At 34.5% G+C, this 22,731-nt stretch carries 15 protein-coding genes and 1 riboswitch; of the genes, 10 read left to right on the forward strand and 5 right to left on the reverse strand.

What is annotated here, in order from left to right:
• Positions 1–142: 142 nt before the first annotated feature.
• Positions 143–1,543, forward strand: a complete 1,401-nt coding sequence (gene fumC / locus P8625_RS03965; protein ID WP_279652197.1) for a class II fumarate hydratase — start codon at positions 143–145, stop codon at positions 1,541–1,543.
• A gap of 215 nt (positions 1,544–1,758) precedes the next feature.
• On the opposite strand, the gene metF is transcribed toward fumC, so the two are convergent.
• The 4 genes from metF to P8625_RS03985 form a co-directional block, all read right to left on the reverse strand.
• Positions 1,759–2,715, reverse strand: coding sequence for a methylenetetrahydrofolate reductase [NAD(P)H] (metF, locus tag P8625_RS03970; RefSeq protein WP_279652198.1), 957 nt, complete (start codon positions 2,713–2,715; stop codon positions 1,759–1,761).
• A gap of 239 nt (positions 2,716–2,954) precedes the next feature.
• Positions 2,955–5,666 carry a methionine synthase gene (gene metH / locus P8625_RS03975; RefSeq protein ID WP_279652199.1) on the reverse strand — a complete coding sequence of 904 codons (2,712 nt, stop codon included), beginning with the start codon at positions 5,664–5,666 and terminating at the stop codon, positions 2,955–2,957.
• Positions 5,663–6,016 (reverse strand): four helix bundle protein, encoded by a 354-nt coding sequence (locus tag P8625_RS03980; RefSeq protein WP_279652200.1) that lies wholly within the window; start codon positions 6,014–6,016, stop codon positions 5,663–5,665. The genes metH and P8625_RS03980 overlap by 4 nt, the downstream gene beginning before the upstream one ends.
• Positions 6,017–6,067: 51 nt before the next feature.
• The gene (locus tag P8625_RS03985; protein WP_279652201.1) at positions 6,068–7,063 is read right to left on the reverse strand and encodes a homocysteine S-methyltransferase family protein; all 996 of its coding nucleotides are present in this window, start codon (positions 7,061–7,063) and stop codon (positions 6,068–6,070) included.
• Between the two features lie 50 nt (positions 7,064–7,113).
• Positions 7,114–7,218, reverse strand: a riboswitch (SAM riboswitch).
• Between the two features lie 232 nt (positions 7,219–7,450).
• On the opposite strand from P8625_RS03985, the gene P8625_RS03990 reads away from it, so the two are divergent.
• The 9 genes from P8625_RS03990 (at position 7,451) to P8625_RS04030 (ending at position 20,952) form a co-directional block, all read left to right on the forward strand.
• Positions 7,451–9,580, forward strand: a complete 2,130-nt coding sequence (locus tag P8625_RS03990) for an elongation factor G (RefSeq protein ID WP_279652202.1) — start codon at positions 7,451–7,453, stop codon at positions 9,578–9,580.
• A gap of 406 nt (positions 9,581–9,986) precedes the next feature.
• Positions 9,987–12,302: a type IA DNA topoisomerase gene (locus P8625_RS03995; protein WP_279652203.1), complete on the forward strand. Its 2,316-nt coding sequence runs from the start codon at positions 9,987–9,989 to the stop codon at positions 12,300–12,302.
• A 932-nt stretch (positions 12,303–13,234) separates the two neighbouring features.
• Complete coding sequence (locus P8625_RS04000; RefSeq protein ID WP_279652204.1) at positions 13,235–14,734, forward strand: SIR2 family protein; 1,500 nt, start codon at positions 13,235–13,237, stop codon at positions 14,732–14,734.
• A 148-nt stretch (positions 14,735–14,882) separates the two neighbouring features.
• Positions 14,883–15,818 carry an SMI1/KNR4 family protein gene (locus P8625_RS04005; protein WP_279652205.1) on the forward strand — a complete coding sequence of 312 codons (936 nt, stop codon included), beginning with the start codon at positions 14,883–14,885 and terminating at the stop codon, positions 15,816–15,818.
• Positions 15,819–15,907: 89 nt separating this feature from the next.
• Positions 15,908–16,429 (forward strand): hypothetical protein, encoded by a 522-nt coding sequence (locus tag P8625_RS04010; RefSeq protein ID WP_279652206.1) that lies wholly within the window; start codon positions 15,908–15,910, stop codon positions 16,427–16,429.
• A 153-nt stretch (positions 16,430–16,582) separates the two neighbouring features.
• Entirely contained in the window at positions 16,583–17,035 is a 453-nt protein-coding gene (locus P8625_RS04015; protein WP_279652207.1) for a hypothetical protein, read from the forward strand.
• Positions 17,036–17,175: 140 nt separating this feature from the next.
• Positions 17,176–17,964: a hypothetical protein gene (locus P8625_RS04020; protein WP_279652208.1), complete on the forward strand. Its 789-nt coding sequence runs from the start codon at positions 17,176–17,178 to the stop codon at positions 17,962–17,964.
• A gap of 166 nt (positions 17,965–18,130) precedes the next feature.
• On the forward strand, positions 18,131–19,885 hold the full coding sequence (locus tag P8625_RS04025; RefSeq protein WP_279652209.1) for an ATP-binding cassette domain-containing protein: 1,755 nt from the start codon (positions 18,131–18,133) through the stop codon (positions 19,883–19,885).
• A 386-nt stretch (positions 19,886–20,271) separates the two neighbouring features.
• Complete coding sequence (locus P8625_RS04030; RefSeq protein ID WP_279652210.1) at positions 20,272–20,952, forward strand: response regulator transcription factor; 681 nt, start codon at positions 20,272–20,274, stop codon at positions 20,950–20,952.
• Between the two features lie 38 nt (positions 20,953–20,990).
• Here the strand turns inward: P8625_RS04030 and P8625_RS04035 are convergent, their stop codons facing one another.
• Entirely contained in the window at positions 20,991–22,613 is a 1,623-nt protein-coding gene (locus tag P8625_RS04035; RefSeq protein WP_279652211.1) for an ABC-F family ATP-binding cassette domain-containing protein, read from the reverse strand.
• Positions 22,614–22,731 lie beyond the last annotated feature (118 nt).

Raw genomic sequence — 22,731 nt, forward strand, 5'->3', positions numbered from 1 at the left:
TTTCTTATTAATAATAGTTATGGCACAAAATTATAACTATTTTTCTTTTCCTCCAATAAAATCTGATAAAAATCACTCTTAAAAACTATAAGAATTTGTAATTTTGAACCTCATTAATTGTAAGCATTTTAAATCATTTCAAATGACAAAATATAGAATCGAGAAAGATACCATGGGTCAGGTAGAAGTTCCTGCCGATAAATATTGGGGAGCTCAAACCGAGCGTTCTCGTAACAACTTTAAAATTGGCCCAGCTGCCTCTATGCCTTTAGAGATTGTATACGGGTTTGCCTACTTAAAAAAAGCTGCTGCTTATACCAATGCTGAATTGGGTGTATTAGCTATTGAAAAGCGTGATTTAATCGCACAGGTGTGTGATGAAATCTTAGCTGGAAAGCTCGACGATCAGTTTCCGTTGGTAATTTGGCAAACGGGTTCTGGCACACAATCGAATATGAATGTAAACGAGGTAATTGCTAATCGCGCCCACGAAATTGCTGGCAATGTAATTGGTAAAGGAGAAAAAACGATTCAACCGAACGACGATGTAAACAAATCGCAATCTTCTAACGATACGTTTCCTACAGGAATGCACATAGCGGCGTACAAAAAGATTGTAGAAGTAACCATTCCTGGTGTAGAGCAATTACGTGATACGTTACAAGCAAAGTCTGAAGCATTTAAAGATGTGGTAAAAATTGGACGCACACACTTAATGGATGCTACTCCTCTTACCTTAGGACAAGAGTTTTCTGGATATGTAGCCCAATTAAATTTTGGATTAAAAGCCTTAAAAAACTCCTTAACACACTTAGCGCAATTAGCTTTAGGAGGAACTGCGGTAGGAACAGGATTAAACACCCCTGAAGGTTACGATGTTTTAGTGGCTAAATACATTGCGAAGTTTACTGGACTGCCTTTTGTAACTGCTGAAAATAAGTTTGAGGCCTTGGCAGCACACGATGCCCTAGTAGAAACTCACGGAGCTTTAAAACAATTAGCGGTTTCTTTAAATAAAATTGCCAACGATATTCGTTTAATGGCATCAGGACCACGTTCGGGAATTGGTGAAATTATTATTCCAGCCAACGAACCAGGTTCTTCTATCATGCCAGGAAAAGTAAATCCAACACAAGCAGAAGCTTTAACAATGGTTTGTGCACAAGTAATGGGGAACGACGTCGCGGTAACCGTAGGAGGAACTCAAGGTCATTATGAGTTAAATGTATTCAAGCCTATGATGGCGGCTAACGTATTGCAATCGGCCCAATTATTAGGAGATGCTTGTGTGTCGTTTGATGTGAACTGTGCTGCGGGTATTGAACCCAACCAAGCTAGAATTACCGAGTTATTAAATAACTCATTAATGCTCGTTACGGCGTTGAATACGAGAATTGGCTATTATAAAGCTGCTGAAATTGCCAATACCGCGCATGCAAACGGAACTACCTTAAAAGAAGAAGCAGTCCGTTTAGGATATGTAACACCAGAACAATACGATGAATGGGTAAAACCAGAAGACATGACTGGAAGTTTAAAATAGCATGTACCTTTTATGATGTATAATAAGAGCCTTCACAACAAAGATACTGTGAAGGCTCTTAGTTTATCTAGATACTACCATTAGGAAAAAACAGTAAAGACCCACTATACTTATAAAAAAAGGTGTTTTGTTTCTCTGATCTATTCTCTATTCTCTATTTTCTATTTTATCTCTAAACAAAATCCCTAAGTACCGTTGATAATGAGAATATTTCATTAAAAAACCGCTGCTGCAATTTTTTGAATATTGGTTGATCTTCCCATTGAGTAATAATGTAAAATGGGTACTCCTTTTTGTAACAGTTCTTTACTTTGTGCAATGCACCACGCTATTCCTACTTGGCGTACTTCGTTATTGTCTTTGCATTTTAGTACTTCTTTTACCAACGTATCGGGTAAATCTACCTTAAAACGGTGCGGAATTAAATTCAACTGTTTTTTAGTTGAAATAGGTTTTAATCCTGGAATAATAGGAACCGTAATTCCTTCTTCTCTACATTTTTCTACAAATTCAAAATACTTTTGGTTGTCAAAAAACATCTGTGTCACCACATAGTTTGCTCCGTTTTTAATTTTCTTCTTTAAAAAGTGAATATCAGAATCTAAACTTGGTGCTTCCATGTGTTTCTCAGGATAGCCTGCTACTCCAATACAAAAATCAGTTTTTGAGGAATTTTGTAAGTCATCATCTAAGTACTTTCCTTTATTCAGGTTATCGATTTGCGTTACCAATTCAGTAGCATAGGTATGCCCCTCTTTTTCAGGTTTAAAATAGGTTTCACTTTTTACGGCATCGCCACGTAAGGCAACCACATTATCAATGCCTAAAAAATCGAGGTCTATTAAAAAGTTTTCGGTGTCTTCTTTCGTAAACCCTCCACATAAAATATGCGGAATGGCATCTACCTGATATTTATTTTGAATTGCCGCACAAATACCTACCGTACCTGGGCGCTTTTTTACCACTTGTTTTTTTAACAATCCATCTCCTAATTCTTTATACACGTACTCTTCGCGATGATAGGTTACGTCTATAAAAGGCGGATTGAACTCCATTAACGGGTCAATATTTTTAAATATTGACTCAATCGTGTCTCCTTTTAACGGAGGGAGAATTTCAAACGAGAATAATGAATTGCCATTTGCTTTTTGTAAGTGTTCTGTTACCTTCATAAGTTCAATCTTATAAAGGCGTATTTAATTATACCAATGAAGCCAACAATAGTGATATTGCTGCCATTGCAAGTAGTTGTATTGCGAATCGAATCTCTAAACTATACTTTTTCATCTGTTTAATTTTATTCATTTTTTCGGGCTGCAATATTACTACTTTTCTTTAGATTATAGTTTATCTAATTTTAATTTATTGTTAATTAAATACGCGCTATTATGTATTAGTTTTAATGTTCCTTTTAATTATCTGATATATTGGGATGTAACCATTTTCTAGCTTTTTCTAAGGGGATATTTTTTCGTTCTGCATAATCTCTTACTTGATCGTCTGTTATTTTCCCCAAACCGAAATATTTTGCTTCGCTATTGGCAAAATAGTATCCTGAAACTGCTGCTGCTGGCCACATGGCTAAACTTTCTGTTAAACGTACTCCTATATGCTCTTCTACCTGTAACAATTCCCAAATAGTCTCTTTTTCTAAATGATCGGGACAGGCAGGATAACCGGGTGCAGGACGAATTCCTTTGTATGCTTCTTGTATCAATTCTTCATTGGTTAAATTTTCTTCGGAAGCATAGCCCCAATGTTTGGTTCTCACTCGGTGATGTAAGTATTCAGCAAATGCTTCAGCAAAACGATCGGCAATAGCTTGTACCATAATTGCATTGTAATCATCGTGATTTTCTTTGTAATGTAATGCCAATGCATCGGCTCCGAAAATAGCGGTACAAAAAGCGCCTATATAATCTGTTCTTGTGGTTTGTTTAGGAGCAATAAAATCTGCCAAAGCAAAACTTGGTTTTCCTTCACGCTTTTTTAATTGCTGACGCAGGGTTCTAAATACGGCCACTTCTTTTCCTTTCTTTTGAACTGAAATATCATCGTCGTTAGTCGTGTTTGCTTCAAACAACCCAAAAACAGCTTTGGATTTTAATGCTTGTTTTTCAATGATTTGCTGTAGCATTTTTTGTGCATCTTCGTATAAACTAGATGCCTCCTCTCCTACTACTTCATCTTCTAGGATATCAGGAAACTTTCCGTGTAAGTCCCATGAGCGAAAAAACGGACTCCAGTCAAAATAGGGTACCAAGTCTTTTAAACTTACTTGTACTAGTTTTTGTACTCCTAGCTCTTTAGGTTTCGCAATGTCAGTAGTATCCCAATCTATTCTAAATTTACGTGCTCTTGCTTCCTCAATAGCTATATAGTGCTTCTGCTTACCTCGTTGTAAGAACTTATCACGAAAGGCTGAGTAATCTTTCTTCAATTTGGTAACATATTCATTAGAAGTTTCTCTATTCAGCAAATCTCCTACTACCGTTACGGCTCTAGAAGCATCGTTTACGTGTACTACTGCATTTTTATACTGTGTATCAATCTTTACAGCAGTATGTGCTTTTGAAGTAGTTGCACCACCAATTAACAAAGGAACTTCTAAGTTTTGACGTTCCATTTCTTTGGCTATGTACACCATTTCATCTAACGAGGGCGTTATGAGTCCGCTTAAGCCGATGGCATCTACGTTTTCTTTTTTGGCGGTTTCAATAATCTTCTCTGGTGGTACCATCACTCCTAAATCGATAATCTCATAATTGTTACAACCTAATACCACCGATACGATGTTTTTACCAATATCATGCACATCTCCTTTGACGGTTGCCATCAATATTTTTCCAATAGCTTTTTGCTTCTCACTTTTCTCTGCTTCAATGAACGGATTTAAGTAAGCGACGGCTTTCTTCATCACTCGGGCAGATTTTACAACTTGTGGTAAAAACATTTTTCCTGCACCGAACAAATCTCCCACCACATTCATTCCTGTCATTAAATGCCCTTCAATTACATGCAGCGGTTTAGCAACACTTAAACGTGCTTCTTCAGCATCTTCTTCAATAAAAGTATCTATTCCTTTCACCAAAGAGTGTGTTATACGGTCTTGTAATGGTAAACTTCTCCATTCTAAAACCTGTTCGCTGTTTTCTTTTTTGTTTCCTTTTACGGTTTCTGCAAACTCTAACAGGCGTTCGGTAGCATCGTCTCTTCTGTCTAAAATAACATCTTCAATATGTTCTAATAAATCCTTCGGAATATCGTCATACACCTCTAACATTGTCGGATTTACAATTCCCATATTCATTCCTGCTTTGATGGCATGGTATAAAAACACCGAGTGCATAGCTTCACGTACGACATTATTTCCTCTAAAAGAAAACGATACGTTACTTACGCCACCACTCACACTAACATGCGGTAAATTTTCACGTACCCATCGGGTAGCTTCAATGAAATCTATGGCATTTTTTCTGTGTTCTTCCATTCCAGTAGCGACTGGAAAAATGTTTAAATCGAAAATGATATCTTCTGGCGGAAAGTGGACGGTGTCCACTAACAATCTGTAAGAACGCTCGGCGATTTCAATTCTTCGCTCATACGTATCTGCCTGCCCTACTTCATCGAAAGCCATAATAATTACTGCGGCTCCGTATCGTTTAATTTGCGTTGCTTCCCAAATAAATTTTTCTTCTCCTTCTTTTAAGGAAATAGAGTTTACGACCGATTTACCTTGTACTACCTGCAATCCTGCTTCTATAATTTCCCATTTAGAGCTATCAATCATTATAGGAACTCTGGCAATATCGGGTTCAGAAGCAATAAGATTTAAGAAACGTATCATGGCTTCTTTTCCATCAATCAAACCATCATCCATATTAATGTCGATAATTTGCGCACCACCATCAACCTGATGACGGGCAATTGCCAACGCTTCATCGAACTTTTCTTCTTTTATCAATCGTAAAAATTTACGCGACCCTGCTACATTGGTTCGCTCACCAACATTGATAAAATTACTTTCAGGTGTAATAATTAACGGTTCTAACCCTGATAATTTCATATACCTTTTAGGTATATGGTTATTGGTTGTTGGTTGCTGGTCTATTTTTTCTATCATAACTTTTTATAGTAGTTAATAAAACCATTTAATATTTTTTTGCAAGAAGTTACTTTACCGAGGATACTTTCAAGATCACTACTTTTAAGATATCCTAAATCAAAAGACACATATAATTGAGTTTCTACTTCTTGTAACGAGCCCTTAGCTATGTACAGAAAATGGATGGTTTCTTTTGTAGATTGTCTTCCTATCCCTTCTGCGATATTTGAAGGTATGGATACAACACTTCTGCGAATTTGATTTGTTAATCCATACATTTCTTCTTTTGGAAATGATTGTGTCAATAAATAAACAAGTTTGACCAATTCTCTCGTGTATTTCCAAACATCCAATTCTGTGTAATTCATACTCTTATTGTTATTTCTCTAAAATTCCAACCAACTAAAAACCAACACCAATCAACTACTGTAATTTCGTGGTTTATACTTCGCTGCTATCGCTGCTATGGCTTTGATGTGGGCGGGGGTGGTACCGCAACATCCTCCTATAATATTGATTATATTTTTCTTTAAATATTCTTCTATTTGCTGGGCGGTTTCTTCAGGTGTTTCGTCATATTCACCAAAAGCATTGGGCAATCCTGCGTTGGGATGTGCCGAAATAGCAAAGTCTGTTTTAGACGCAATCGCTTCCAAGTGTGGCTGCAATAAATTGGCTCCTAAGGCACAGTTAAATCCTACTGATAACAACGGAATATGAGAAATTGAAATTAAAAAAGCCTCGGCTGTTTGTCCTGATAACGTTCGTCCCGAAGCATCGGTAATGGTACCAGAAACCATGATAGGAATTTCGATATGTCGTTCCGTTTTCACTTCTTCAATAGCAAATAAAGCAGCTTTAGCGTTTAGGGTATCAAATACTGTTTCTACCAATAATATATCTACGCCGCCATCTAACAAGGCTTCTACTTGTTGTTTGTAGGCAGTTCGCAATTCGTCAAAGGTTACCGCTCTGTACCCTGGATCGTTTACATCAGGCGACATGCTTGCGGTACGATTGGTTGGGCCTATAGAACCTGCTACAAAACGAGGTTTGCGTGGTTCTTTTGCAGTAAATTCTTCGGCTACTTCTTTCGCTATTTTAGCAGACTCGTAATTTAACTCATATACCAACTCTTCTAGTTGGTAATCTGCCATGGCAATGGTAGTTGCTGAAAAAGTGTTGGTCTCTACGATATCGGCTCCTGCCGCAAAGTACTTTCTGTGTACTTCCTTTACCGCTTCGGGTTGCGTAATGGATAACAAGTCGTTGTTTCCTTGCAATGGAGTTGGGTGGTCTTTAAAACGTTTTCCACGAAAATCTTCTTCGGAAAATTTATATTCCTGAAGCATGGTTCCCATAGCGCCATCGAGCACGAGGATTCGTTTTTGTATTTCTTGATAAATGTTTGACATTCCTGATAGTTAGTGTGTTGTTATCAGGAAAAGAGGAAGTAAACTTCTTTTCGTTATCTCTCTGCAAATGCAGTAGAATGTAGCACCTTCTTTGTTTTCACAAAGGGTTGCTAAGGTTTCAAAGGGTCTATTCCCTCCACCTTTCTTGATAACATCAATACGTTAATGAACGGCGCAAAGTTATAGTATTATTTTTAGTTATCCAATTTTTATTGTAGAATTGAGAATGATAGAAGTTGAAATAGTAACTACAACTAATTTTATGAATCTACTTTTTTCAGTCTAAAAACAGAAAAGTATAACTATAAAACATTTATTAAAGCATGATATTCGTCAGTTAAAGAATAAACTATGATTTGTAACTTTAACACCTAAAATAATCAACATATGCAAGTATACGACGACAAACACATAAAAAATGTAGTTTTTGTGGGTGCACATGGCTCTGGCAAAACTACCTTAGCTGAAACAATGCTTTTTGAGGCAGGATTAATCAACAGAAGAGGTACTGTAGAAGATAAAAATACCGTTTCAGACCACCACGAGATAGAACACGAAAGAGGTATTTCTGTGTTCGCCACACCACTACATACTGAATGGCGTAATTACAAAATAAATATTATTGATACTCCTGGTCTCGACGATTTTATAGGAGAAATTATCTCTTCTATTCGCGTGGGAGATACTGTTGTTAATGTAATAGATGGAAAACAAGGTGTAGAAATAGGTACTGAAATAATTTGGAATTATATAGATACTTATAACCGACCCACTTTATTTGTGGTAAACCAAATAGATCATGTGAATTGTGATTTTAACGAGTCTTTTAACAGTATCAAAAAATTAGTAGGAAACAATGCGGTAAAAATTCAGTATCCTGTTAAGATAGAAGGAGCCCAGTGCATAATTGATGTGCTTAAAATGAAACTATATAAATTCAAACCCGAGGGTGGTAAGCCAGAAAAATTGCCGATTCCTGAGAGTGAACAAGAAACTGCCAATGCACTTCATAATGAACTTGTTGAAAAGGCTGCAGAAAACGATGAAAACTTAATGGAATTGTACTTTGATAAAGGCACCTTGAATGAAGATGAAATGCGACAAGGAATTAAAATAGGAATGTTGCAGCATCAGCTATTTCCGGTATTCTGTGTTTCTGCCTTACTCGATATGGGTACTGGTAGATTAATGGGATTTATAGACAATGTAGCTCCAGCGGCTTCAGAGCTAAAACCTGAATATAGCAAAGAAGGTAAGGAAATTGACCGCACTCCCGATGCCCCAACAAGTTTATTTATCTTTAAAACTTTACATCAGCCCAATTTGGGTCAGGTAACGTTCTTTAAAGTAATGTCTGGTGAAATAAATACGAATGATAAGTTAACCAATGCACAAAATGGTGAAGTGGAAACCATTAACCAGCTCTTTATTATGGATGGTAAAGAACGTAAATCGGTTCAAAAACTCACTGTAGGTGATATCGGCGCTACCTTAAAGTTAAAACATACTGAAACCAATGATACCTTGTATGGTGGTCAAGAAAGTATTACTATTAAAGAAATTCAATATCCTGCCCCAAGAATTACAAAAACTGTTAATCCTACAAACCAAAATGATGAAGAAAAACTAACAGAGGCACTCAAAAAAATACACAGTCAAGATCCTACAGTAGAGATATCGTATTCAAACGAATCTAAAGAAATGCTCATTGGCTGCCAAGGAGAATTGCACTTAGCGACTATTAATTGGGCCTTGGAAAATATTTATGGAGTGCAGGCTAGTTATAAAAAACCTAAAATTTTATACCGTGAAACCATTGTAAAGCCCAGTAGAGGTTTTTATAAGCATAAGAAACAATCGGGCGGTGCGGGTCAGTTCGGAGAAGTGCATTTAAAAATTGAGCCTTGGTACGAAGGTATGCCTGAACCCGAAGGGTTTAACATACGAGGTAAAGAAGAAATAGACCTTAACTGGGGTGGTAAACTGGTAATGTATAATTGTATTGTTGGAGGTGTTATCGACCAACGTTATTTAACTGCCATTCTAAAAGGTGTTTTAGAAGTAATGGAAAACGGACCGCTTACGGGGTCTTTTATTAGAGATGTACGTGTTATGGTATACGACGGTAAGATGCACTCTGTAGACTCTAATGATATTTCGTTTAAAATTGCTGGTGCAAATGCATTTAAAGAAGCATTTTTAAATGCTAATCCGAAATTATTAGAACCTATATTAGAATTAGAGGTAAAAGTACCTGAAGAAATGGTAGGTAGTGTCATGACCGATTTACAATCGAGAAGAGCACTTATACAAGGAGTAACTAGTTTAGATCATTATCAGATTTTAAAATGTACGATACCCGCTGCGGAAATGTATGGTTATTCAACTGACTTACGATCTCTTACACAAGGAAAAGCTACGTTTAGCTCAAAATTTTCATCTTATCAAACCGTGCCTGCCAATACACAAGAAATAATTGTAAAAGAATGCAAATCGGAACAGTTAACAGAAGTGTAATGCATAGTAGCACTAGTTGAGCATATATATAACTCAAATTACAGCGTTATCATATAGCATCAACATAATCGGTAAGGAATAACAATTTAGTGTGCCATCCTAGGTACACCTCTTAAACCAGCAGTTAACTGCTGGTTTAAGAGCCTTATCTACATAAGGGGGAAACTGTTGAATTTTATAAAAAATAAACGTACAACAACACCCTTTATAAAAAAGTAACTCTCAATTTTATGCAATGATAAACTCTATAAAGTTGCCTCGACACCTAATAGACCGATACTACTAAAACCGAAAATTAAGAATCTAAGCTACAACCATACAGCTATTAACTCGTTAAAACATCTTCTAAAAACAGGGTGTTACATTCACAAATAATTTAGTAATTTCGACTTTATAAATTACTTTCATGAAAGTTTGTATAGCCGAGAAACCGAGTGTAGCCCTTGAGATTGCTAATATCTTAGGAGCCAAGACCAAACGAGATGGATATTTCGAGGGGAATGGCTATGCGGTTACCTATACTTTTGGTCATTTATGCACGCTTTTAGAGCCCAAAGATTACAAACCGCACTGGAAAAGTTGGGATTTAAACAATTTACCCATGCTTCCTGAACGTTTTGGCACCAAAGTTACGGGTGATAGCGGTATTCAGAAACAGTTCAAAATTGTAAAGTCTTTATTTGAAAAAGCGGAGGTAGTTATCAACTGCGGGGATGCTGGACAAGAAGGAGAACTCATTCAACGATGGGTAATTAATCAAGCTAATTACAAAGGTAAAATTCAGCGATTATGGATTTCTTCCTTAACTGAAGAGGCGATTAAAGAAGGTTTTGAAAACCTAAAAAACAACGACGATTACAATAATTTATATTACGCAGGGTATTCTCGTGCCATTGGCGATTGGTTGTTAGGGTTAAACGCCACTCGTTTGTATACCGTAAAGTTCGGTGGTTACAAACAAGTGTTATCTATTGGTAGAGTACAAACCCCTACCCTTGCCATGTTGGTCGACCGTTATAAAGAAATTCAAACCTTTAAACCCGAAACGTATTGGGAGTTACAAACCCAATATCGTGAGACCTTATTTAGTTGTGAAGAAGGACGTTTTTTAAAAAAAGAAGACGGACAAGCTTTTGCCGATAAAGTAAAAGAAAGTGACTTTGAAATAACTTCGGTTTCTAAGAAAAAAGGAAAAGAATACGCTCCTAAATTGTTCGATTTAACAGGATTACAAGTATACTGTAACAATAAATTTAGTTTTTCTGCAGATGAAACCTTAAAAATTGTGCAGAAACTATATGAAATGAAAGTGGTTACCTACCCAAGAGTGGATACTACTTTTTTACCAAACGATATATACCCTAAAGTCCCAAATATTTTAAAAGGATTACAAAAGTACGCTTCGTTAACACAGCCCCTATTAGGAAAAAAAATACGCAAATCGAGTAAAGTTTTTAACGATAAAAAAGTAACCGATCACCATGCTATTATTCCTACAGGAGTTGAAATCAAACTACAATACAACCAGCAACAAGTATATGATATTATTGTAAAACGATTTATCGCAGTATTTTACCCCGATAGTGATATCTCAAAAACGGAAGTGAAAGGAGAAGCGGATAAAGTACCTTTTAGAACTTCAGGAAAAGAAATACTTACCAAAGGTTGGCGTGTGGTTTTTGAGTTTGGCAATGAGGCTAAAAAGACAGAAGAAAAAGATGTGCTTCCTACTTTTAAAAAAGGAGAAAAAGGTCCGCACGAACCCTCGTTTTTAGAAAAGGAAACCAAGCCTCCTCGAAATTATACCGAAGCGAGTTTGTTACGTGCTATGGAAACCGCTGGAAAACAAGTAGATGATGACGAAATGCGTGAATTAATGAAAGAAAACGGCATTGGGCGTCCTTCTACACGTGCCAGTATTATTGAAACTTTATTTAGAAGAAAATATATCGAACGTCAAAAAAAATTGATTATCCCAACGCAAACAGGCATTGATTTGATCGATTTAATTGATAATGAATTGTTAAAATCGGCTCAATTAACAGGGTTGTGGGAAAAACGTTTAAAAGAAATTGAACGTGGTGAATACCATGCGGCTACATTTATCAATCAAATGAAAAAAATGGTCGATGATTTGGTCTATGAAGTACGTTCGAGTTCTAAAACCAAACGCATTTCTTACGAAGCCCAACAAAAGAAGCAAGAGGTTAAAAAAAACACTTCAAAAAAGAAAACAGTGGTTGGCAAAGAATGTCCAAAATGCAACGGAGGACAATTATTAAAAGGAACTGCTGCTTACGGATGTTCTGCATATAAAAATGGTTGTGATTTTACCCTATCTTTTGAGTTTATGGATAAAAAAATATCTGAAAATCAACTTATTCGTTTACTTGATAAAGGATGTACTACCAACTTAAAAGGCTTTAACATGGCAGGTAAAAAAGTAGCGGGTTTGGTTCGTTTTGATGATAACTTTAATTTAAAGTTTGAACCAAAAAAAACGAACTCAAATATCATTTCAAACGATAACGAGAAATCTCACTCCGAGTCCCTAACCTGTCCTAAGTGTAGTAAAGGAACTATTTTAAAAGGAAAAGCTGCCTATGGTTGTTCTGAATATAAAAGTGGTTGCGATTTTGTGTTTACTTTCAATGATATTAAAAAAATTGCCAACGGCAAACCACTTACCAAAGAGTTCGTTTCTAAAATATTGACTTCTTAAAGAAGTAGGCATTCCATCGGGGTCGGTTACGCCTCCCTTGCGCCAGCTGGCTCGTTCGCTAAAAAGGTATACCATATCTTTTTTTTAACGCCCCGCAATCCAAGTTATATGCAAACGGTGACTTATCTAACTGTATTGGGCTTTCCTCCAACGGGTCTAGGTTAAAAAACCTTCCTAAGGTTGCATCGTAATTTCGCTGTTGCTACAATACTTAACAAACATTTTTCTATACAGATACGTACTTTTATCTTTATTATGGTTTGCTATTACTCCCTTTAGGTAGTGAATACCACTCCCCTTACCGTCGGAGTGTCGCTCCCCTTACCGTTGGAGTGTCACTCCAATTAGGCATGGAGTATCACTCCCCTTAGCATTGGAGTGTCATCATGATTAGGCTCGGGTCGTCGTCCCGATAAAAAATGTGTCGCTTTTTATCTTTATTTTTTATATTTGGAAGGATATACGGTCGTAAAACCGTGGGCTTCTCCTACTTAAGAAGTAGTTGATGCGAAAGTGACAACCACTAAACATGCCCAAATAGCAGCGACCTAAATAGCGGTATACAAATCGTTTATGACAAAAAAACTACTTTTATTACTTCTATAGCTGTGCTTATGGGATTCCGTAAGAATGTATGCACCGATTGTATTAAGTTTGTAGGAACAGTATAATTAATAGTAACTTATTTTAAGAACTTTATAATGTCGCATGCTTTTGTTGAAATAAAAGCATGAACGTTTAACTATAACGAGTTAAAAACTATTAAAACTCAGAAATTAAAAACCCTTGTAATAGTTTAGAAAGAACAGTATATTTATTAAAAAATAACAGCACTAAAAATTAACAAAAAGTATCTTTATACCTCCAAATAGGTTGTATAAGAGTGCTAAAGGTATTTATATAAACAAGTTGTGCCTCATTAAAACTGAAAAATGCTAATAGACGATATATTCAAAAAAATAAATATTCAAGACGGACATAGAGGCTACTATATGTTCGAAACCTTTATTCTTAATTTACTTAAAATTCATCTTGAAAAAGTAAAAAAACCATTTATCTCTCAACCTCGGAGAATTGGTTTCGATGCTTATGCACCTGAAGGTATTGAGGATATTGAAGGAGCTACTCAAATAGAGATTAAGTTTAATCTCGAAAGGTTTCCTATTAAACGTCTAATAGACCAGGTTATACATATTCAAGCTAAAATTAAAGAACCTGAACCGTTTGATAATCTACTAATAATTTCGCCTAATCCTATATCAAATAGATTTAAAAGCTATATACTTCATCGGATTGAAGACGAAAAATTACCTTTCAAAATTATAGTTTGGGGACCTGAGGAAGTTAATAGTATAGTAGCGAAAAACCGAAAAGAAGCCAATACTATTGCCAACAACCTTTTCTCTTTAAGAATTGAATCTGCAGTTGTTCAATCCTCAAAGGATTGGGAAAAAGAAAGACAAGAAAAAATTGAATTATTAAATAGATTGTATAAAAAAGGACAATTTTCTTTCTTCCTTGGTGCAGGCGTTTCAAGTAGTGCAGGAATGCCTGATTGGAATACACTTTTAAATTCTTTATTCGTAACATATTTAACGAACGAATTTGATAATGAATCAAAAATATTAGATACCGATATCGAGCAAATTGTTAATAGATTAAATCAAATTGATGAACCTTCTGCATTAATGGCGGCTCGGTATTTAAGAAAAGGATTAGATAATAGGAACACAGAGTCCGAACAGTTTACAAAAACAATAACTGAAAATCTATATAAGTTACGTGACACAGGAAAAGCTATTGATTCAGAATTAATAAAAGCTATTGTCGAAATGTGTATGCCTTTAAGAACAGGTGCAAAAGTAAAATCTGTTATAACATACAATTTCGATGACCTAATAGAAAGACAACTTGAATCACAATCTATTCAACATCACAGCATTTATTCAGATAATGACTTCATAGATCCTGATGAACTACCTGTTTATCACGTTCACGGATTTTTACCAGAAAACACTGATGCTTATGAAGGATTAGAAAAAAGCACATTAGTATTTTCAGAAGAAGGATATCACTTAATTTATTCTGACTCATATCATTGGTCTAACCTTGTACAACTTTCAAATTTGAGAGAAAATCATTGCTTAATGGTAGGTTTATCAATGACAGACCCTAATTTGAGAAGACTTTTGGATATTGCTTCAAGAAATAGTGACAAAACGAGACATTTCGCTTTTATGAAAAGGTTGACTATTGATAATTTCATAGAATCAAAAGAAGGCACTGTAATAGATAATATAGATGGGGCAAAGAAATTTTTAGATAGACATCATAATTTGAACGAAGAGATTATGAGAGAACTTGGTGTTTCAATTATATGGTATACAACTTATGATGAAATTCCGAAATTATTAAGAGAAATTAAAAAATAACGAGGCACAACAATGGCTATAAGTAATTGCATGTTCAGGTATACTTCTAAAAATCCTCGCGGATTTTCAGTTTGGTGCGTACTTGCAAAGTTAAGTGCTAAACCACGCAACTACTCATAGCCGAGACCGTTAGGCACAATTTTCAAAAATGACAAAAGAAGAAAAACTAAACAAAATACTTAGCTGGTACTCTGAAGTGAATGAAGAGGAAACCAAATATCTTGCTACACAGGAGAACTTTCTTCAAGTTCATGAAATTGAGAAGTTAATAGGAGAAGCTATTCCGAAAGATATTAGAGACTTCTTCAAAAAATATGATGGAGAATCTGGAAATGGATACGGCTCTTTTTTTGGACATTCATTTGTTAGTCTTAGCGAAATGAAAAACAGTCTTGATTTTGCTAAAACACAAGTAAAACCTGAAAAACCAAAAATAACTGACCCCAATAAGTCAAATAACTTAATTAAGCGGATTATACAACTTGTAGTTAATGAACTTCCTTTAAAGAAAAAACTAGGATTTATCAAACCCAAATGGCACAAGGTGGAATTTGAAACTGGACCTGGTTCAATGGGAGGTCCATATTTTTATTCAGACAAGAACACTTCTGATAAAGAACGTGAGATAGTAAAACTGAGCACCGAAACACGAAAGCGAATTTCACAATTCACAAAAGAACTTCACGAACTTGAAATTCAGGATTATAATTGGGATAATCTTGAAATTATAGCATACGGTGATGGGGAACATAAAATTGATAGAACATTCTACGATTTTGATAATACTTTACCATTAACATCAACTCCAGAAGGAGCAATAAAAAAGAAGTATTTCCACATCAAATGGATTCCGTTGATATCGGATTATGGCGGGAATTACATTGGAATTGATTTAGACCCTGATAAAAATGGGACAAAGGAGCAAGTTATTATCTTCGGAAGAGATGAGGAAGATATGATTGTTTTGGCTGACTCTTGGGATGAATTTCTAGATTGGAATCTTGATTTGATTGAGAAAAAAGGAGACAATCTAAAAAATGAAAGCCATTTACACGATATATATAAACAAATAAAAAGTGCCTAACAATGTGTAACAAATCATAGCACCCTGCGGGATGCTACGCTTGTTACACGAGACGTTAGGCACAAGCTGAAAAAAGCACCATAAGAAAAGTGAGAGATAAAAATAGAATTCCGAAAATACTGAATGAACTCGAACGGATTTGGAAATCTAATCCTGACTTTAGATTGGGACAATTAATTGTCGCTGGAGCAAAACCTAAAGAACCTTGTCCTGAAGTATTTTACATAGAAGATGAAGATTTGTTGGACGGACTTTTGAAATTTGACAAAAGAGCCGAATTGGACAATGAAAAACCGAAAATCGTTCATGATTGGAAAATATTTTCGAATGTCAGTAGAATAGACCCAAAACAATTGACAACCGAATTATTGGAAAAACTGATATTTGAACTTAAAAATTCGGACAAAAAAATAGTCATTACGCCAATAAACCTAATGAAATTAAATGGAGCACCTGTTTCTGACCAAACTTGGTTATTGAATCAAAAACCGAGAATTAAAAAGCTGAAAAAGTTATTGATTGAACTTAAAGAAAATGGATTGTTGAATGAGAGAAAGTCGAAACAAGATTTTCTTGGGATTAAGGAAGTTGGATATGACATTGTGGAATAAAAGCCAGTGCCTAACAATGGCTATAATTCATTGTGGTTTTGTGCCACACCAAAGTAAAAGTATAAATCAAACGGCTGGATTTCGGCGGAATAATCCTGCGGATGATTCCACAACGAAATCATAGCCTAGACCGTTAGCTACAAGCTAAAAAAAATGAGGAAGTTAATACTGATATTGTTTCTAACCTTAACAAGTTGCTCAATAAAAACGGAATTCTTTATTTACAATACAAGTGACGAAATAGTAACTATTGAATACCAATTTATTGAACCAAGTAAATTCGGAGGTTTTGTTTCTAATCCAGAAATGATGGAATCGAATTGGCTATCAAAACTTAAAGAAATTAAAAGTTCGGAATTGACTATTGATTTGACCAAAAAGCATGTTACTTGTAGATTAAAAAAAGGGCAAGCCTTGAAATTAGGATGGATTGGAAACTATAACCCAAAATCTGAATATAAAAGACAAGAGTTGGCTGAAAACCTAAAAGAATTAAGAATTATTCGCAGTGGAAAAGAAACAATAATCATTACGCAAAAAGAAAAAGTTGCTGATTTCTTTGAGCGTGTGAATTCAAAGCGATATGAGATAAAAATAAATGAATAAAGCCAGTAGCTAACAACGGCTATAATCCATTGCTATGAAAGTGAAAAAACCTAACTTAGTATCAATTAACTTTGGCTTGATTCCTACTCTGAAAAATCTCCGATTTTTCGCCGCAACGGAATCATAGCCAAACCGTTGTAGTGCATTTAAACAAAACGAATTTGGAATTACTAGAGCATATAATTTTTAAGAGATTTAAGACTGAAATTGAAAAAGCAGGATTGTCTATAAATCGAATTGACGAAGAGGGATTTTTATTCATTGAAAAAGACGATTTAGATTATAAAATACATTTAGAAAACTCAATCCGAGATTTTGAATCTAACAAGAGTTTTCATACAGTTGATACTGTAATAAAAATTCTGACCGAACCTGAACCTGAAATCCCGAATTGGAAAGAAGCGAAAGATTATATTTACTCATCTCTCGTTCCAAATGACTCATTTGACAAGTCAGATATTTTAAATCAAGAGTTCGACAACGATTTGAGTAAAATCTTTGTTTATTACCAGTCGGACTTAATCCATTGGATAACAAACTACCAATTGGAAAATTGGGGAATTGACACAAGTTTGATTTTTGAGCAAGCTGACTCAAATATTAATCGAATTTTAAATAAAACGGAACTGGAAATTCAAAATCTTGAAGGGCACAAATTGTGCTTTTTTGATACTGATTTTTTTATGAAATCAGAGTTATTATTAGCTACTGATTTAAAAGCAAAAACGAAAAAGGAAATTGGATGGCCAATTTATTGTGTTTTTCCAGTAAGAGATTTCATTTATATGTTTGGGAAAAAGGATTTTGAGTATTTTACAAACCGTATTGGAAGTATAGTAATTGAGGAATATGAAAATACCCAATATCCAATAACAACTGGAATTTATGAAATTGGAGATAAAGGGTTTGAGTTAAAAGGAAAATATTAAAAAACGCACTACAACACCGTATAAAATTAATTGCTAGTGCAAGCTTGCTTACGAAAATCCTCGCGGATTTTCTATTTGGTTTGTATTTACTCAATTAGTTGCTGAAACACGCAACTAACTTTATACCAAACGTTGTATGCAATGACCAAAAACCTCTGAACAATCGATGAATATTAAGGAAATAGAATTAACAAACATAAAAGGAATTCAAAATGAAATATTTCCTTTGAATCTAATTCCTAACAAACCCAGCATTTTTGTTGCACCGAATGGATTTGGTAAAAGTTCAATAGGTATTGGATTCGATTCTCTAAAACCAAAGAAAATTGAGTTAGATGAAAAATCATATTTTGAAAATAATGATAGCAATCGACCTGAACTAAAAATCACAATTACCGAAAACGGAACGGAACAAACACTAATAGCGAACGACACACAAAATACTATCAATGATGTTTTTGATGTATTTGTAATAAATAGTCAAGTTGTTTCTAAAGCAACATCTCAGCGTTATGGAGGAAGAACAATTACAAGGTCTTCATTAGAAATTGAACCGACAATCTTTGTTCCTCGAATACCAAACAAAGTACATTTCAATTATTCAATATCAGCTGAAAAGAAAGATTTTGGTTCAAATGGCAAATTGTTAGAAAGAATAGAGAATATTTTATATAATCCACAAGTTCAAAGGTTAATAGCTCACGAAATTAATCTTGACAAATTTGGGCAAGTAAAAATTGGAAAATACATATCGGATTATAAAACTTCAATTAACCAATTATCTGGAACATCAGAATCAATAAAAAGGCAAGTAAACGACAATCCAATAGAATCTATTCTTGATTGTGATGAATTCATAAAACTTCGTGATATAGTCAAATCTTTTGGCTTCGCGAATGCCAGTACCGATTTTGAATGCAATCTTGTTGCCATTCAAATAATTTCAACTTATCATAAAACAGGAAAAACCCAATATAGAAAGGCTTGTAATTACATCTATTATTCAGAGTATAAAGACGAAATTACAAGAATGATAAGTGACTTTAATACAACCAGATTTAGAATAGTACCGAAAGAAGACAAGAAAAAGGGTTTAATGGTTAATTGGCCAAAGGCTCATCAAATGTCTAATGGACAAAGAGATATTCTTTCTTTTGTTACTCTAATGATGAAATCCCGTAGTTCATTTCAAAAAGAAAATTGTATTTTAATTATAGATGAAGTATTTGATTATTTAGATGATGCCAATTTAGTTTCATTTCAATATTTCATAACAAATATGATTGAGGAAATGCAATCTCAGAATAGGAATTTCTTTCCTATTGTTATGACTCATTTAGACCCTAATTATTTTAATCATTTTTGTTTTAATAAGCACAAATTAAAAATTAGGTACTTAAAGGAACAGCAAGCCAAAGCAAGTCAGAGAATTTTAAATTTAATCTACAATAGAGAAAATCCATTAATTAAAGCTAATGTTGATAAATATTTCTTTCATTTTCACCCTAATCAAATAGATATATCTACCGATTTTGAAACATTAGGACTGAATAAATCTTGGGGAAATTCTCAAAAGTTCTTAAATAAGATTTATCGGGAAATGACAAAATACATAAATGGTCAAGAAAAATACGACCCAATAGCTGTTTGCTTCGCTCTAAGAAAAGTTATAGAAATGAAAGTCTATAAATTAATCAAGGGTCAAGCTGAAAAAGATAAGTTTTTAGATATTAATGGAACAAAAAAGAAATTGAATTATTCTCAACTCATAGGAATTGATGTGCCAGAGATTTTTTTCTTGTTAGGAATAATCTATAACACCTCATTGCATTTGTATGTTGGACAAGATATATCGCAACCTTTAGCACAGAAACTGAATAATTTAACAATTAGAAATCTAATAACTGAAGTATGTACATAAATCACTGCATACAACAACGGTAGCTGATGCACAACCCCCAAATTTCAAAGAATAGAATTTATTTTAAAGCTATGTAAGGTCTTTATTTAGACGAAGCCAAAATTTTTAACCCCTTATTTTGTTCTTTTAGAAAGCTTACAACAAAAGATGTTAAGTAATAGCGTGCATTTTTTTTGACATCCCCAAAAAACAGGACAGTTATAAATTATCATTTACGAACGTCGAATCCGAACTGTTACCATGAAAAGCAACAAAAAGTGCTATCAATCTATACAACCAAACAAGATTACATGTATCTTTAAACTTTAAAACACCGAATATGATATGTGAGTTATCAGGGTAAAATCAATTTTTAACCTGTAGCCATATTTCAGGACTAGACAGTCTTGCATGCATATACATGTTTTGAGGCTGAAAACGGAAAAGAAGCTTTAGACATACTTTCTAAAAAGGAAACTGATATCGTGATTACCGATTACATGATGCCTGTAATGAATGGTTTGGCCTTCATTGAAAAAATTAGAGAAAAAGAAATTAACATTCCTATTCTAATGCTTACGGCTCGTTCTGACTCTAAAAGTAAATTACAAGTGCTACGCTTAGGAATAGACGATTACATGAACAAACCTTTTGAAAAAGAAGAATTGCTCATTCGAATACAAAATGCTCTTAAAAATAATGCTACTCGAACAGCCTTTATTAAGTTAAACACTATTGATAAAAAAGAATTACATCAAAATACTTCATGGATTAAAAATGTAAAAGATTTTATTTACCAAGAGTGTTCAAATACGAATATGACACAAGAAGATGTTGCATCTCATTTCAACACTTCTAGAAGTTCTTTGATTAGAAAGATAAAAGCTAAAACTGGATTAACCCCTAACCAATTTATTACTGAAGTTAAACTTCAAAAAGCACACTATTTAGCCGAACAAGACCCCACCATACTTCTAAAAACCTTAGCTTTAGAAGTTGGCTATTTGTACCCTACCTATTTTTCTAAAATATATACACAACGTTTTGGTATACCTCCTGTATATAAAAACAAAAAGAGAGTCAATTAAATAAACTCTCTTTTTTGTTAATATATTGTAAAACTAAATTAAGAATACATCTTCTCTCTTAATTCTTTTACCCTAGAATCGTCTAAATACTCATCGAATGTAGCATACTTATCAATAATTCCTTTAGGTGTAATTTCTATAACTCTGTTTGCTACAGTTTGTGCAAACTCGTGGTCGTGTGTGGTGAATAACACCGTTCCTTTAAAATTAATTAACGAGTTATTTAACGCTTGAATAGACTCTAAATCTAAGTGGTTTGTTGGTTCATCTAACAACAAAATATTCGCTCTTGTCATCATCATACGAGATAGCATACAACGCACCTTTTCTCCTCCAGACAATACATTACTCTTCTTTAAAGCTTCTTCCCCAGAAAAAATCATTTTTCCTAAGAAACCTCGCAAGTACACCTCTTCACGCTCTTCTTCTGTTTGAGCATATTGACGTAACCAATCTACTAAGTTTAAATCGCCATTTTGAAAAAACGATGAGTTATCTGCAGGTAAATACGATTGCGTAGTGGTTACTCCCCAACTATACTTTCCTGAGTCTGCTTCTTCATTACCTGTAATAATTTGATAAAATGCTGTAGTGGCTTTCGAATTCTTTGAAATTACAGCTACTTTATCTCCTCTATTTAAGTTAATATCAACATTAGAGAATAACAACTCCCCTTCTGCATCTTTTTTCGATAGTCCTTCAATATTTAAAATCTGATCTCCAGCTTCTCTATCTCTTTCAAAAATAATCGCAGGATAACGACGAGAAGATGGCTTAATTTCATCTACATTCAATTTCTCAATCATTTTCTTACGCGAAGTGGCTTGTTTAGATTTTGCAACGTTTGCAGAAAAACGACGAATAAATTCTTCGAGTTCTTTCTTTTTATCTTCTGCCTTTTTATTTTGTTGTGCTCTTTGTTTAGCTGCTAATTGCGAAGATTCGTACCAAAAGGTATAATTTCCTGAGTAATGGTTTATTTTTCCGAAATCAATATCAGAAATATGCGTACAAACTGCATCTAAAAAGTGACGGTCGTGAGATACCACAATAACGGTATTATCGTAATTTGCTAAGAAATTCTCTAACCAAGCAATCGTTTCAAAATCTAGGTCGTTCGTAGGCTCATCCATAATCAGCACATCTGGATTTCCGAACAGGGCTTGCGCTAATAATACACGTACTTTTTTCTTAGTATCTAACTCTGATAGCAAGGTGTAATGATCTTCCTCTTTAATACCAAGGTTAGATAATAAACTAGCAGCAGAAGCATCGGCATTCCAACCGTCCATTTCTTCAAAACGTACTTGTAACTCTCCAATTTTTTCTGCATTTTCATCGGTGTAATCAGCATACAATGCATCAATTTGCGATTTAATCTCGTGTAGCTCTTTATTACCCATTAACACCGTTTCTAAGGCAGTATACTCGTCAAAAGCATAGTGATCTTGTGTTAATACAGACATTCTTTTCCCTGGCTCTAAATGAACCTGACCAGAGGTAGGTTCTAGCTTTCCTGATAATATCTTTAAGAAAGTAGATTTTCCTGCTCCATTTGCTCCGATAATTCCGTAGCAATTTCCTTGCGTAAATTTAGTATTTACTTCATCAAACAAAACACGTTTTCCAAACTGAACTGATAAATTAGAAACTGATAACATGTATATTTTTTTTAATTCCGTGCAAAAGTATGAAAACTAAACACTATAACAGAATTTGCACGAAAGTTTTTAACCTCTTAATTTTGGTCGCTTTTAATTCGTTTTTAACAACGAATTA

Origin of the sequence: Tenacibaculum tangerinum (genome assembly GCF_029853675.1) — a bacterium.
Classification (GTDB): domain Bacteria; phylum Bacteroidota; class Bacteroidia; order Flavobacteriales; family Flavobacteriaceae; genus Polaribacter; species Polaribacter tangerinum_A.